Origin of the sequence: Amycolatopsis arida, assembly GCF_900115565.1 — a bacterium.
Taxonomy (GTDB): Bacteria; Actinomycetota; Actinomycetes; order Mycobacteriales; family Pseudonocardiaceae; genus Yuhushiella; species Yuhushiella arida.
The window spans coordinates 34,946-48,485 of record NZ_FOWW01000007.1 but is presented as its reverse complement, the minus strand read 5'-3'; the positions used below and the strand labels follow the sequence as shown (position 1 = coordinate 48,485).

The window sequence follows — 13,540 nt, the reverse complement described above, 5'->3', positions numbered from 1 at the left end:
TAGCACTTCGGCGTACCGTGAAGGGTGGACACGGAGGAGGTGGTCTGGCGTGGCGGACCAGACCGTCGAGGGCTCGCCCGGCCCGATCGACAAGGTCACCGACATCGGTCGGGACATCGGCGAGTACATCCGGCAGCAGCGCAACAACGCCAAGATCTCGTTGCGCCAGCTGTCCCGGCTGGCCGGCGTGTCCAATCCGTACCTGAGCCAGATCGAGCGCGGGGTCCGCAAGCCCAGCGCGGAGATCCTGCAGCAGATCGCCAAGGGTCTGCGGATCTCCGCCGAGGCGCTCTACGTGCAGGCGGGGATTCTCGACGTCCCCACCGGTGGCCCGGTGCCCGACGCGATCCGCGCCGACACCGGGCTGACCGAGCGGCAGAAGCAGGTGCTGCTCGACGTCTACGAGTCGTTCCGGCGGGAGAGCACGGCCGCCGGGAACACGGACGATCCATCCGATCCACCGCCCCCGAGGGCGGAACCAACAGCGGAGCGACCGGCCGATATCGCCGGCGAGGAGTGATAGCCATGACCAACCCCAGCAACGGCCAGCAGAAGAGCACCCAGCAGAAGAACACTCAGCAGAACCCCGGCGAGAAGGTGAACTCCGCCCTCGATCAGGTGCGCACCCCGCTGCTCGCCGCGCTCGGCGCCGGCAACCTGGCCAGCCAGGCCGTGGTGGACGCGGTGAACCGGGCCAAGGAGCGGGTCACCGAGGGCAGTGAGGCCGCGCGGAAGAACTTCGAGGAGCTCCCGCGCGACGTGGAGAGCCTGCGGGAGAAGTTCGACCCCGCCGAGCTGCGCAAGGTGATCGACGAGTACACCGACGCCGCGCTCAAGCTCTACAACAAGCTCGCCGAGGCCGGCGAGGACGCGTGGGACAAGCTGGTGGCCCAGCCGCAGGTGAAGAAGGCCATCGAGCAGCTCGAGGACGCCCTGCACACCGCGCAGGACCGGGCCGAGGAGCTCTCCGTCGAGGCCCGCGAGCGCGTGGAGGAGGTGCTCGGCATGGTCTCCAAGCGCACCCGGTCCACCGGTGAGCAGGCCGCGCGGACCGTCGAGCAGGTGTCCGAGCGGATCGACGAGGCCGGCGAGGACCTCGCCGCCGAGACCCGCAGCGCGACCCGCAAGGCCGCGGACAAGACCGCCCCGCGCGGCGGCGGTGACACCCGCCGGTCGACCGGCACCACCAAGAAGAGCACCGACACCGGGTCGAAGACCGGCAAGTGACCTGACACCAGACCGGGTCCCGGCACCGTGCGGGTGCCGGGACCCGTCGTCGTGCCCGGGCGTTGACGTAGGCTGTTCTCGTGCCGTTTCTCGCGTACTGGATCGTGACGGTCATCAGCTGGGCCGGCACGTTCGTCGGTCTCTTCGCGTTCGTGCACGCCCTCACCCAGCGCGCCGACGCGTTCACCGCCGCCGACCGCAAGACCAAGCCCGTCTGGCTGGCCATCACCGGCGGGGCCACCGCCGCCATGGCGCTGTTCCGGTTCTTCGGCCCGGGGATGATCTTCTGGCTGGCCGGCCTGATCGCCGCGCTGGTCTACATCGTCGACGTCCGGCCGAAGCTCATCGAGGTGCAGCGCGGCGGCCACAGCTGGTGAACCGGGTCTAGTCTCGCGTACGTGAGCAGTTGGAGCATCGCCGGAACCCTGACCGTCGAACCCGCCACCGCGCGCCCCGACCTGCTGGCCGAGCCGGTGGCCAAGGCCCTCGCCGCACTGCCCGACGCCGGGTTGGTGGGCGTCGCCGCGATCGACCCGGAGCTGGCCGACACGGCCGAGTTCTGCGCGGCCTACTCCTCCCCGCTGTCGGCCTCGGCGAACTGCGTCGTGGTCGCCGGCAAGCGCGCCGGCGAGACCCGCTACGCGGCGGCGCTGGTCCTGGCGACCACCCGCGCCGACGTCAACGGCGTGATCCGGCGCAGGATGGACGTCCGGAAGGCGTCGTTCGCCCCGATGGCCGAGGCGGTGGAGCTGACCGGGATGGAGTACGGCGGGATCACCCCCATCGGGCTGCCCGCCGGCTGGCCGATCCTGCTCGACGCCGCCGTCGCCGCCGAACCCGAGCTGATCGTCGGCAGCGGTATCCGCGGCAGCAAGCTGCTGGTCACCGGATCCCTGCTGGCCGCCCTCCCCGGTGCCCAGGTCGTCGACGCCCTGGCGAAGCCGGTCTGATCGGGGGAACGCGAGCGCCAGTTGGCGGCGAGTGCCACAGTGGGCATCGAGAGGCAGGCCACAGGGAGGAGTGCCATGGGCAAGGTGACGGCCACCGCGGAACGGACGATCGACGCGCCGGTGGAGCGGGTGCGCGCGCTCGTCGCCGACTATGTCGACAGCCGGCCGAAGATCCTCACCGAGCACTACCGCGACTACGCCGTCGAGGAGGGCGGCCGAGGCGCGGGCACGGTCGCCCGGTGGACGCTGCAGGCCACCAGCAAGCGCGTGCGGAACGTGCGCGCCACGGTGCGCGAGCCGGAGCCGGGCACCCTCGTGGAGGACGACGCCAACTCCAGCATGGTCACCACCTGGACGGTGCGGGACGCCGGCGCCGGCAGCGCCGTGCGGATCGAGACCACCTGGGACGGTGCCGGTGGCATCGGCGGCTTCTTCGAGCGGATCTTCGCCCCGGCCGGCCTCCGGCGCATCCACGAGGGCGTGCTCGCCAACCTGGCCGACCTCGCCCGGAAGGGGTAACCCCGGGCACACCCAGGAATGTCATCGCGGGCCGGCCGGTTGCCGCCGGAGGAGTCACCAACCGTCACCACAGACTGGAGGAACCGTGACCGCCACCGAGATCCGGCTCGCGTCCCGCCCGAAGGGCGTCCCCACCCTCGACAACTTCTCCGTCGTGGACACCGAGGTCCCCCGCCCCGGCCCCGGCGAGGTGCTGGTGCGCAACCTGGTGCTCAGCGTCGATCCCTACATGCGCGGCCGGATGAGCGCGGCCAAGTCCTACGTCGCGCCGTACGAGGTGGGTGAGGTCATGACCGGCGGCGCGGTCGGCGAGGTGGTCGAGTCGAACGACGACAGCCTCCGAAAGGGTGACGTCGTGCTGCACGAGCTCGGCTGGCGTTCCCACGCCGTCCTCCCGGCCGGTCGGGCGCGGCGGGTCGACCCCGACGCCGCGCCCATCACCACCTACCTCGGTGTGCTCGGCATGCCGGGGCACACCGCCTACGCCGGGCTGTTCGAGGTCGGCCAGTTCCGGCCCGACGACACGGTGTTCGTCTCCGGCGCCGCCGGCGCGGTCGGCTCGATGGTCGGCCAGCTCGCCAAGCTCCGCGGCGCCCGCCGGGTGATCGGCAGCGCCGGCTCTCCGGAGAAGGTCCGCCACCTCACCGAGGAGCTGGGCTTCGACGCCGCCTTCGACTACCACGACGGCCCGGTCACCGAGCAACTCGCGGCGGCCGCCCCGGACGGGGTCGACCTCTACTTCGACAACGTCGGCGGCGAGCACCTCGAGGCCGCGATCGACGCGCTGAACCTGCACGGCCGGATCGTGGTCTGCGGGATGATCTCGCAGTACAACGCCACCGAGCCCACTCCGGCCCCGCGCAACCTCGCGCAGATCATCGCCAAGCGGTTCACCATGCGCGGGATGCTGGTGGCCGACCACAACGACCTGTACCCGAGGTTCGTCGAGGAGGTCGCCCCGATGGTGCGGGACGGGCGGCTGAAGTACTCGGAGACCGTCGTGGAGGGCCTGCGCAACATGCCGCAGGCGTTCCTGGACCTGCTGCGCGGCGGCAACACCGGCAAGATGCTCGTCCGCGCCTGACCCGTGCACCTGTGTCCGCGGTCTGTGTACGCGCGTCCGCGATCTGTGTACGCGCGTCCGCGGTCTGTGTACGTGTGTCCGCGATCGCCGCGCACGTGTCCGCGGTTCGTGGACGGGATCAGAAGACGACGGTGCGGTTGCCGTGCACGAGCACCCGGTTCTCCAGGTGCCAGCGCAGGCCCCTGGCCAGGGTGACCTTCTCGATGTCCCGGCCCTTGCGCACCATGTCGGCCACCGTGTCGCCGTGGTCCACGCGGATCACGTCCTGCTCGATGATCGGCCCGGCGTCCAGCTCCGCGGTGACGTAGTGGCAAGTGGCGCCCACCAGCTTCACGCCGCGCGCGTGCGCCTGGTGGTACGGCCGGGCGCCGACGAACGAGGGCAGGAAGCTGTGGTGGATGTTGATCGCTCTGCCGGCCCACGCCGCGCACAGCTCCGGCGGCAGGATCTGCATGAACCGGGCGAGCACCACCGCGTGCGGGTCGTGCTCGTCCACCAGCGCCCGCAGCCGGGCGAACGCGGCCACCTTGCCGGCGGGGTCGCCGGCGGGGAACGGCACGTGGTGGAACGGGATGCCGTGGGCCCTGGTGATGTCGCCGAGCGACTCGTGGTTGCCGATCACCGCCCGCAGGTCCACGTCCAGCTCACCGGACGCGACCCTGCCGAGCAGGTCGTACAGGCAGTGCCCCTCCCTGGACACCAGGATCACCACCCGGCGCGGCTCCCCGGTGTCGGCCACCTGCCAGTCCGACTCGCTGCCCAGCGAGCGGGCCACGCCGGCGAACCGGGCCCGCAGCTCCTCGACGTCGAACGGGATCGAGTCCGCGCGCACCACCTGGCGGGTGAAGAACCAGCCGGTGTCCAGGTCGGTGTGGTAGGCCGCCTCGACGATCCAGCCGCCCACCTCGGCGAGGAACGACGCGATGCGGGCGACGATCCCGGTGCGGTCCGGGCAGCCGAAGGTGATGACGTAGCGGCGGTCGGAGTTCGGCGGTGTGGTGGACACGGTCGGACATCATCCCTGGTCCGCGTCACGGCGCCCGCAGCGGCTCCAGCAACGCGGTGTCGCCCTCCAGGCTCGCCCGGTGCGGGCGGCCCCACAGCGCCCGGTACACGTCGCCGGCGGGGCCGGCGATGGTCAGGTCCGGCTCGAACGGCTGCTCGGGGTCGGCGGTGGCCGGTGCTCTGTCCTGCTCCAGTCGCAGCGACCACATCCGCCCGGTGTCCTCGGCGTGCACCAGCACCGAGCCGGTCGTCTGCTGGTCGCCGGCGAGGTCCGGCAGCAGCAGGACCAGGAACTCCTCGATGCCGTCCGCGGCGAACTCGGGGTCGAAGGCGACGGTCTCCCCGCCGGCGGCCAGCTCCGCGTCGAGCCGGTGGATGGCCGTCTCGTGCGCCTGCCGGCGGGCCCACGACCCGGCCTTTTGTGGATACAGCGACGCGGAGCGTCTCCGTTTGGGTGGTGGTGGGAGACGGGCGGGCTGGTAGCCGCTGAACCGCAGCCATGCCGGCCGCTCCGGGTCGGCCATCGCGGCGAGCAGCTCCCGCCGCCGCTCGTCCCACCAGTCCAGCAGCGCCGACCATTCCTCCGGCGGGCGGCCGGCCTCGACATGCTCACCGCTCGGGTTGGCGATCGCGGCGCACACCCAGGAGTACACCCGGGCGATGTGCCGGACCAGCCCGAACACCGTCCAATCCGGACATGTCGGTACCGGGGCGTCCGAGCCGGCCGCGAGGGCCGCCGCGCGCAGGCCGGCGCCGTGGTCGTCGATCGCTCGCAGGAAGGTCGCGTGCCGCACGCCGGAAGCCTAACCGCCGGCCCACCTCGATGGCCGCGACCACCAGCAGCCCGATGCCGAAGGACAGCAGCAATCCCTTCGCCGGCTCGTCGGCGAAGCTCACGCCGCCCAGGAAGCCGATCGCGACGCTGTACACGGCCCAGAGGGTGGTCCCGACCGCGTCCAGCGCGGCGAACCGTCCCATCGGGTAACGCAGGGTGCCGGTGGCCAGCGCCGAGGCCACCCGACCGCCGGGAAGGTAACGGCCCGCGACGATCAGCAACGGCGCGTGCCGCAGCACCTTCGCACTGGCCCACACGTACCGTTCCCGGCCGCGTTCACCGCGCCGCAGCGCCCGCACGGCGCGGGGCCCCGCCCGGCGGCCGAGCCAGTGGCCGAGCATGTCACCCGCCCACGCGCCCGCCGCCGCCGTCCCGGTGAGCAGGACCAGCTTCCCGGGATCGGGTCCGATCAGCACCGCGACCGTGATCACCGTGGTCTCGCTCGGCATGAACGGCAGGAGCGCGTCCAGCCCGGACACGGCGAACACGACCAGCCACAGCAGCGGCGAGTCGATCGTTTCCTGGAGGAGCTCGGTGAGCCGGTTCAGCAGGTCAAGCATGGGCCAGCCCATCGGCACCGCACACGGCCTCGCGGGCCGCGGCGGCCAGCGCCCGGCGATCGCCCACCGGCGGCAGCGGCGGGTGCGCCGTGATCCGCAGCCGCAGGTCGTCCGCGCGCAGCACGCGGCCCAGGCTCGCGGCGAGCGTGTCGTCGCCGACGAACGCGGCCACGGTGCTCGGCCGCCCGCCCTGGGTGTAGGCGAACGTCACCGGGCGGACCGGCGCGCCGGCGCCGAGCGCCGCCTGGAAGGCCGCCCGCCGGAACCGGCCGCCTGGCGGCCCGCACCACGTGGTGGCCTCCGGGAACACCACGACCGAGCGGCCGGCCCGGAGCAGCGCGGCCACCCGCCCGATGTCGGCGGGCAGTGAGCGCAGCGCGGACCGGTCGACGAACACGGTGCCGAGCCGGGCCGACAGCGATCCGAGCACCGGCCACCGGCCCACCTCACGCTTCGCGAGGAACGCCATGGGTTCCAGCGCCACCAGCGCCACGACGTCGAGCCAGGAGACGTGGTTGGCGACCACGAGCGTGCCGGTGGGTCCCGGCACGCGCAGCCGTTCACCGGGGCCGTCGATCCGGACGTCCATGGCGTCGAGCAGTCGCCGGGCCGCCGCGCCCGGCACACCGGCCCTGACCTCCGGCCAGCTCGCGGCCAACCGGGTCGCCAACCGCACACCTCGCCGCACGGCGTCCATAGTGGGCACCGGAGGTCGAGCGTGGGTGACGCACCGGGGTGTGCAGGGTGAACTGACGCGGTAGGAAGTCATTCGCCCTGGCCTCGCGTCGGTTCCGGGGCCGAGGCGTCGACTCCGAAGTAGCGGAGGTAGCGCCGGTCGATCCGGTCGAGGCGCAGCAGCACGAAGAAGTCCGCCACCCCGAACTCGGGGTCGTGCGCGGGCGGCCCGCACACCAGGGCACCGAGCCGGAGGTAGCCGCGCAGCAGCGGGGGCACCAGGGCCTGGCTCGGCCGGGACGGCAGGTCGACCCGCGGCAGCCACGGACGGTGCGGCCGCACCCGCAGCTCCGCGGGGGCGGAGTGGCGGGTCTCGGCCAGTCGCCAGGTGGCCGCGGCCGCCGCGCCACCGTCGGCGAGCGGCACCGACGCGCAGCCCGCCAGGTAGCGGTGTCCGGACAGCAGCGCGTAACGGCCCAGCGCCGACCACATCGTGGTGATCGCCGCACCCGTGCGGTGCTCGGGGTGCACGCACGACCGGCCCGCCTCGATCAGCATGGGTCGCAGCGCGTCCAGCGCGCCGAGGTCGAACTCGGTGTCCGCGTAGAGCCCGGCGCGGCGGCCGGGCGGCAGCAGGCGGTAGGTGCCGACGAGCTCGCCGGTCGGCTGGTGCTCGACGACCAGGTGGTCGCACGCCGCGTCGAACTCGTCGACGTCGAGTCCCGGCACCCGCGTGTCCAACCGGGCGCCGTGCTCGACGGCGAACACCTGGTGACGCAGTCGCTGCGCGGCCCGGACCAGCTGCGGGGTGTCGGCGACGGACGCGCGGTAGGCGCCCGCCCGCACGCCGGTCGGTAACGTGGCGGAAGAGGACATCGGTGTCTCCGTTCTGGGTTCCCGTCCCGCGCGCGGTTCCGTCCTGCCAGTGGTGGTCGCGCGCGGTGCCGGTGTGGTGGGCGGCACGCCGTTCTTCGCGCTGTCACCGGGATGCTGGCACCGGCCAGGACAGCGTCACCATCGATCGCGGGCAGGTTCCGGGAGATCCGGGGGAAAGACCCCGAGTCACTCAGGGCGACGAAACGTGAAGTTCATGTGAAACCCGGAGAGGGGTGCGACGGTGGACCAGGGGACGGTCAGCTCACCCAGCCGCCACCGGGCCGGGCGGCCCAGCACCGGCCACCCGCGCTCGGCGAGCAGCCGCACCGTGGCCACCCAGCGGGCCCTGCCACCGAACGGGCGCAGCGGCGCCGCCGCGGCCCAGCAGTCGTCCAGGATGGACAGCAGCCGGTGCACCGGCTCGCCGGGGACGTTGCGGTGGATGAGCACCTTCGGCAGCCGCTCGGCCACGGCGCCCGGCCGGTCGAGCACGGTGGCCTTGACCGCGAGGGTGAGCGTGCGTGGGCCGTCGTGGCCCACGGTCACCCAGGCGCAGCGCCGGCCGATCTCGTCGCAGGTGCCCTCCACCAGCAGCCCGCCGGGTGCGATTCGGTCGAGCATGGCCCGCCACGCCGCGGGCACGTCGGCCTCGGGGTACTGCCGCAGCACGTTGAACGCGCGCACCAGCACCGGCCGGCTGCCGGCCAGCTCGAAGCCGCCGCGGCGGAACTCCAGCCGCGGCGGGTCGGCGGCGGCGGCCTCGGCCCGGGCCACCCGCTCCGGGTCCAGCTCCAGGCCCAGCACCCGCACGTCCGGGTGCGCGGCACGCAGCCGCGTGGCCAGCTCCACGGTGGTCACCGGCGAGGCGCCGTAGCCGAGGTCTACCACCAGCGGGTCGGGCGTCGCGCGCAGCACCCGGCCCACCTCCGGCGTCCCGGTGAGCCAGCGGTCCACCCGGCGCAGGCGGTTGGGGTTGGTGGTGCCGCGGGTGGGCGCGCCCAGGGGCTGGCCGCGGGAGGCGCGGTGCTGGTGGGCCGGCCGGTGCCCCGAGTGGAGCGCGGGGGCTCCGGTACGGGCACTGGCCGGAAAGGTGTTCCGGCTCACTGTGGATCGTGTCGGGCGGTCAGCCGTCCCGGTCGAGCCAGCGCGCGGTGAACTCGGCCTCCCGCCGCAGCAGGGTGGTGACCTGCTCGGCGATCAGCCGTTCGAGCTTGCCGCCGAGCAGCGGGATCCGCACGGTCACCTCGCCGGTGGCGCGCAGCACGGTCACGTCGCCCTCGGCGGTGATCTCCGTGCGGGCCTCGATCCGGCCGGGCACCCCGTCGACCCCGGCCCGCGCGGTGCCGGCGTAGCCGTCGCCGGCCCGGTGCCACTCCTGCTCCCGGTGCACCACCAGGTCGCCCTTGTGCACGGCGCGCACGGCCGATGGCAGGTGGTCGGCGTCGATGCCCTGCACCAGCCGGTACCGCACGCCGTCCGGGGTCTCCGCGTGCGCCGACAGCTCGGCGTGCCGGCCGCCGAGCTCGGCCAGCCGGTCGCGCAGCGCGGCCTCGTCGGCCTCCGCGCGGTACACGTCGGCCACGCTCCGCCGGAACTCGGCGCGGTGCTCGATACGGGACCCCATGGGGGCAGACAGTACCGTTGCCGGACGTGAGCACTGTCGAAACACCCGCCGTGGCCACCCTCGCGCACTACACCACGCTGCGGCTCGGTGGGCCGGCCGGCCGGTTCGCCGAGGCCGGCACCGCCGCCGAGCTGGTCGACGCGGTGCGCGCCGCCGATGCCGGCGGCGAGCCGCTGCTGCTGCTCGGCGGCGGGTCCAACCTGGTGGTGTCCGACGCCGGCTTCTCCGGCACCGTGCTGCGCGTGGGCAGCTCCGGCTGGCGGGCGCTGCCCGGCTGGGACACCGCCGACGGCGAGCTGTTCGTCGAGGTCGCGGCCGGCCAGAACTGGGACGAGTTCGTCGCGGCGATGGTCGAGCAGGGCGTCGGCGGCGTGGAGTGCCTCTCCGGCATCCCCGGCTCGGTCGGGGCCACCCCGATCCAGAACGTCGGCGCGTACGGCTGCGAGATCAGCGAGGTGCTGGTGTCGGCGCGCTGCTATGACCGGAGGGCCGGTGAGGTGCGCACCCTCACCGCGGCCGACCTCGGGTTCGGCTACCGCACCAGTGTGCTCAAGGGCACCGACACCGGTGTGGTGCTGGACGTGCGGCTCGCGCTGCACACCGACGGGCTGTCCCGGCCGATCCGCTACGCGGAGCTGGCCAGGAAGTTGGACGTGCCGGTGGGCACGCGGGTGCCGGTGGCCGACGCCCGCGCGGCGGTGCTGGAACTGCGCCGCGGCAAGGGCATGGTGCTCGACGCGGGCGACCACGACACCTGGAGCGCCGGGTCGTTCTTCACCAACCCGATCCTCGCCGAGGCCGAGGCCGCCGAGGCGCTGACCAGGATCTCCGACGTGGTCGGCGCCGACGTGCCGGTGCCCACCTACCCGGCCGACGGCGGGGTGAAGCTGTCCGCGGCGTGGCTGATCGAGCGCGCCGGGTTCGGTAAGGGCCACCCGGGTCCCGGCGGGCGGGTGTCGCTGTCGCACAAGCACGCCCTGGCGCTGACCAACCGCGGCGGGGCCAGCACCGCGGACCTGCTCGCGCTGGCCCGCGAGGTGCGTGACGGCGTGCACGCCAGGTTCGGGGTCCGGCTGCGCCCCGAGCCGTTGCTGGTGAACTGCACGTTGTAGCGCAGCGATGAGTTCCACCACCCGGCGCCGTCACAGGGGCGACGACACGCGGAGCGGCGAGGGAGGACCGGATGGGCACGGCGGAGGACACGGCACTGGCGGAGGCGGCGCGGGCGGGTGACCAGGCGGCGTTCAGCAGCCTGGCCGAGCGGTACCGGGCGGAGCTGCGGGTGCACTGCTACCGGATGGTCGGCTCGGTGGAGGACGCGGAGGACCTGGTTCAGGAGGCGTTGCTGTGAGGTGCGCTACTCGCGGTGCGAGCGGACGGCGTCGTACTGGGCGCGCGGCTTGAGCACGATCTGGTCCAGGTTCACGTGCGCCGGCCGCGTCGCCGCGAACGCGATCACCTCGGCCACGTCCTCGGCGGTCAGCGGCTGGAGCCCCCGGTAGACGTTCTTCGCGCGCTCGGCGTCACCGCCGAACCGGTTCACCGAGAACTCCGTCTCCACCAGCCCCGGAACGATCTCGGTGAACCGGATCGGCTCGCCGAGATGCTCCGACCGCAGCGTGCGGTGCAGCGCCGACTGCGCGTGCTTGGCCGAGGTGTATCCCGCGCCACCGTCGTACACCTGGTACCCGGCGATCGACGTGACGGTCACCACGTGGCCGTCGCCGGAGGCGCGGAGCTTGGGCAGCAACGCCTTGGTCGTCCGCAGCGTGCCCAGCACGTTCGCCTCCCACATCCAGCGCCAGTGCTCCTCGTCGGCCTCCTCGACGCGCTCGAGGCCACGCGCGCCACCCGCGTTGTTGACCAGGACGTGGCATGCTGGGATCTGGTCCGCGAACGACGCAACCGACCCCGGGTCGGTGACGTCCAGTACGTGTGCGGTGCCGGCCAACTCGTCCGCCACCGGCTGTAGCCGGTCCAGGCGGCGGGCGCCGAGCACCACGTCGAAGCCGGCTTTGGCGAGGGCCCGTGCGGTCGCGGCGCCGATGCCGGCGCTGGCACCCGTGATGACAGCGGTTCGCTTGCTCATGGCTGCATGCTGCCAGCCCGCGGATCCGCGCAGCACGTGTTCCAGGCCACGGCGTTCGACGGACTTGCCTGTCGATGGGAGGAGAACGGTGATCGAACGGCGCACAGTCTTCAAGGCCGCACTGGCCGGCGGCGGGGCGGTGGTGCTCGCCGCGTGTTCCGGCGGGGAGGGTGGCGACGCCCAGCCGAACCCGGACCAGATCCCGCCGAAGGCCGTGCTCAGCGCCGAGCCGCCGGTGGACGCGAAGGACGTCCCGGTCACCACGCCGGTCACCGTGCGGGTGGCCGAGGGCACGCTCACCGAGGTCCGGTTGACCAACCCCGACGGCGCCGAGGTCAAGGGCGAGCTCAACGCCGAGAAGACCGCGTGGACCAGCGCCGAGCCGCTCGGCTACGGCCGCAGCTACACCTACGCGGCCAAGGCCACCGGCACCGACGGCCGGCCGGTGGAGCTCACCGGCAGCTTCGCGACCGTCAAGCCCGCCAAGGAGGTCCGCGCCACGTTGAACCCGATCGACGACGCCGAGGTCGGCGTGGGCATGCCGATCAGCGTCAAGTTCGGCGAGCCGATCAGCGATCGAGCCGCGGCCGAGCGCGCGCTCACCGTGGAGACCTCCACGCCGGTGGAGGGCTCGTGGGCGTGGCTGTCCGACCGGCAGGCCGACTGGCGGCCCCGGGAGTACTGGCCGGCGGGCACGAAGGTCACCGTCACCGCGAAGCTGTACGGCGTGCACTACGGCGGCGGCAAGTACGGCAAGGCCGACGTCACCACCGAGTTCCGGATCGGGCGCAACCAGGTGGTCAAGGTGCACACCCCCGACCACGTGATGCGGGTCTACCGCGACGGGTCCGAGTACAAGCGCTACCCGTGCAGCAACGGCAAGGACGCCGACCCGAACCTGAACACGCCCAACGGCACGCTGATCGTGATGACCAAGGAGCCGACGTCGATCTTCGACAACGCCCGCTACGGCTACACCGACGTCGAGAAGAAGTGGTGCTGCCGGATCTCCAACCACGGCGAGTACATCCACGAGAACGAGGAGAACCGGGCGAACATCGGCAAGGCGAACACCTCGCACGGCTGCATCAACCTGCTCGAGGTCGACGCGAAGGACTACTTCGACTCGGCGCTCATCGGCGACCCGGTGGAGATCACCGGGTCGAAGGCCGATATGCCGACCACCTCGGATGTGATGGACTGGCTCCTCGACTGGGAGACGTGGAAGTCCAAGTCCGCCCTGTGAGGGAGCGCGCATGAACGCCGAGGTGGTCGGGTCCGGTGGAGTGGGGATCGGGTTGCGGGTGGCCGGGGAGGCCAACGCGCGACCGATCGTGTTCGTGCACGGGTGGGCGCAGAACGCGCTCGTCTGGTCGCACCAACTCGCCGACCCGATGTTGGCGAACCGGTTCCGGCTGGTGGCGATGGACCTGCGCGGGCACGGCAACTCCGACGTGCCGGTGGAGGGTTTCATCGACCCGGAGGTGTGGGCCGGCGACCTGTGCTCGGTGCTGGAGTTCGCCGGCACGCCGGCGATGGTGGTCGGCTGGTCCTACGGCGGTCTGGTGATCGCCGACTACCTGCGGGTGTACGGCGGCGAGTCGCTGGCCGGGATCGTGCTGGTCGGCGCGATCACCGAGATCGGCAGGGGCCGGGAGGGCGGTCGGATCGGACCGGCCATGCGGGCGGCGCTGCCCGACGCGCTGTCCGAGGACCTCGACGTGGCGTTGCCCGCGCTGCTCGGGCTGAACAAGGGGATGTCCGCGAACGGGGTGCCGGGTCCGCTCAGCCAGGCGCTGCTCGGCGCCTCGCTGTCGGTGTCGCCGAAGGTGCGGGCCGCGCTGTTCTCCCGCGAGGTGGACAACGCCGACCTGCTGGCCGGGGTGGACGTGCCGACGCTGGTCGTGCACGGCACGGCCGACGGGGTGGTGGACCCCAGGTCGGGGGAGTACGCGGCGGGGAAGATTCCGGGGGCGCAGCTGCGTTGGTTGCAGGGTGTAGGCCATCTGCCGTTCATCGAGGCGGCGGAGGAGTTCAACTCGACGCTGCTGCGCTTCGCCGAGGATCGGCTGGCACCAGCGCCCTGACCAGGGAGT

General features: G+C 72.9%; 17 protein-coding genes and 1 pseudogene. 10 read left to right on the top strand and 8 right to left on the bottom strand.

What is annotated here, in order from left to right:
* Positions 1–85 precede the first annotated feature (85 nt).
* The 6 genes from BM051_RS19615 to BM051_RS19590 all read left to right on the top strand — a co-directional run bounded on the left by BM051_RS19615 (position 86) and on the right by BM051_RS19590 (position 3,780).
* Positions 86–520: a helix-turn-helix domain-containing protein gene (locus tag BM051_RS19615; RefSeq protein WP_243859673.1), complete on the top strand. Its 435-nt coding sequence runs from the start codon at positions 86–88 to the stop codon at positions 518–520.
* Positions 521–525: 5 nt separating this feature from the next.
* Positions 526–1,227: a hypothetical protein gene (locus BM051_RS19610; protein ID WP_243859651.1), complete on the top strand. Its 702-nt coding sequence runs from the start codon at positions 526–528 to the stop codon at positions 1,225–1,227.
* Positions 1,228–1,307: 80 nt separating this feature from the next.
* Positions 1,308–1,604: a DUF2516 family protein gene (locus tag BM051_RS19605; RefSeq protein WP_092532350.1), complete on the top strand. Its 297-nt coding sequence runs from the start codon at positions 1,308–1,310 to the stop codon at positions 1,602–1,604.
* A 21-nt stretch (positions 1,605–1,625) separates the two neighbouring features.
* Positions 1,626–2,177 carry a YbaK/EbsC family protein gene (locus BM051_RS19600; protein WP_092532347.1) on the top strand — a complete coding sequence of 184 codons (552 nt, stop codon included), beginning with the start codon at positions 1,626–1,628 and terminating at the stop codon, positions 2,175–2,177.
* Between the two features lie 75 nt (positions 2,178–2,252).
* Positions 2,253–2,696 (top strand): SRPBCC family protein, encoded by a 444-nt coding sequence (locus tag BM051_RS19595; RefSeq protein WP_092532344.1) that lies wholly within the window; start codon positions 2,253–2,255, stop codon positions 2,694–2,696.
* A gap of 85 nt (positions 2,697–2,781) precedes the next feature.
* Complete coding sequence (locus tag BM051_RS19590) at positions 2,782–3,780, top strand: NADP-dependent oxidoreductase (RefSeq protein WP_092532341.1); 999 nt, start codon at positions 2,782–2,784, stop codon at positions 3,778–3,780.
* A gap of 118 nt (positions 3,781–3,898) precedes the next feature.
* Here the strand turns inward: BM051_RS19590 and purU are convergent, their stop codons facing one another.
* From purU to BM051_RS19555, 7 genes and pseudogenes are all read right to left on the bottom strand, one after another.
* Positions 3,899–4,786 carry a formyltetrahydrofolate deformylase gene (gene purU, locus BM051_RS19585; RefSeq protein WP_092532338.1) on the bottom strand — a complete coding sequence of 296 codons (888 nt, stop codon included), beginning with the start codon at positions 4,784–4,786 and terminating at the stop codon, positions 3,899–3,901.
* A 25-nt stretch (positions 4,787–4,811) separates the two neighbouring features.
* Positions 4,812–5,501 (bottom strand): annotated as a pseudogene (locus BM051_RS19580) (maleylpyruvate isomerase family mycothiol-dependent enzyme); the annotation flags it as partial.
* Entirely contained in the window at positions 5,395–6,180 is a 786-nt protein-coding gene (locus tag BM051_RS19575) for a DedA family protein (RefSeq protein WP_243859650.1), read from the bottom strand. The pseudogene BM051_RS19580 and the gene BM051_RS19575, both read right to left, overlap by 107 nt.
* A complete protein-coding gene (locus tag BM051_RS19570; RefSeq protein ID WP_243859672.1) occupies positions 6,173–6,877 on the bottom strand; it encodes a lysophospholipid acyltransferase family protein in 705 nt (234 codons plus the stop codon). The genes BM051_RS19575 and BM051_RS19570 overlap by 8 nt, the downstream gene beginning before the upstream one ends.
* A gap of 68 nt (positions 6,878–6,945) precedes the next feature.
* The gene (locus tag BM051_RS19565; RefSeq protein WP_092532332.1) at positions 6,946–7,731 is read right to left on the bottom strand and encodes a GNAT family N-acetyltransferase; all 786 of its coding nucleotides are present in this window, start codon (positions 7,729–7,731) and stop codon (positions 6,946–6,948) included.
* A gap of 186 nt (positions 7,732–7,917) precedes the next feature.
* Positions 7,918–8,733, bottom strand: coding sequence for an SAM-dependent methyltransferase (locus BM051_RS19560; RefSeq protein WP_092532974.1), 816 nt, complete (start codon positions 8,731–8,733; stop codon positions 7,918–7,920).
* Positions 8,734–8,854: 121 nt separating this feature from the next.
* A complete protein-coding gene (locus BM051_RS19555) occupies positions 8,855–9,355 on the bottom strand; it encodes a DUF2505 domain-containing protein (protein ID WP_092532329.1) in 501 nt (166 codons plus the stop codon).
* Between the two features lie 26 nt (positions 9,356–9,381).
* Between BM051_RS19555 and BM051_RS19550 the strand changes: the two genes are divergently transcribed.
* Both BM051_RS19550 and BM051_RS19545 read left to right on the top strand, forming a co-directional pair.
* Positions 9,382–10,467 (top strand): UDP-N-acetylmuramate dehydrogenase, encoded by a 1,086-nt coding sequence (locus BM051_RS19550; RefSeq protein WP_092532326.1) that lies wholly within the window; start codon positions 9,382–9,384, stop codon positions 10,465–10,467.
* 71 nt (positions 10,468–10,538) lie between these two features.
* Positions 10,539–10,706, top strand: coding sequence for a sigma factor (locus BM051_RS19545; protein ID WP_092532323.1), 168 nt, complete (start codon positions 10,539–10,541; stop codon positions 10,704–10,706).
* Positions 10,707–10,712: 6 nt separating this feature from the next.
* On the opposite strand, the gene BM051_RS19540 is transcribed toward BM051_RS19545, so the two are convergent.
* Positions 10,713–11,444, bottom strand: coding sequence for an SDR family oxidoreductase (locus BM051_RS19540; protein ID WP_092532320.1), 732 nt, complete (start codon positions 11,442–11,444; stop codon positions 10,713–10,715).
* An 88-nt stretch (positions 11,445–11,532) separates the two neighbouring features.
* On the opposite strand from BM051_RS19540, the gene BM051_RS19535 reads away from it, so the two are divergent.
* Together BM051_RS19535 and BM051_RS19530 are read left to right on the top strand one after the other, a co-directional pair.
* The gene (locus BM051_RS19535; RefSeq protein ID WP_092532317.1) at positions 11,533–12,690 is read left to right on the top strand and encodes a L,D-transpeptidase; all 1,158 of its coding nucleotides are present in this window, start codon (positions 11,533–11,535) and stop codon (positions 12,688–12,690) included.
* Positions 12,691–12,700: 10 nt separating this feature from the next.
* Positions 12,701–13,531: an alpha/beta fold hydrolase gene (locus BM051_RS19530; protein ID WP_092532314.1), complete on the top strand. Its 831-nt coding sequence runs from the start codon at positions 12,701–12,703 to the stop codon at positions 13,529–13,531.
* Positions 13,532–13,540: the final 9 nt, after the last annotated feature.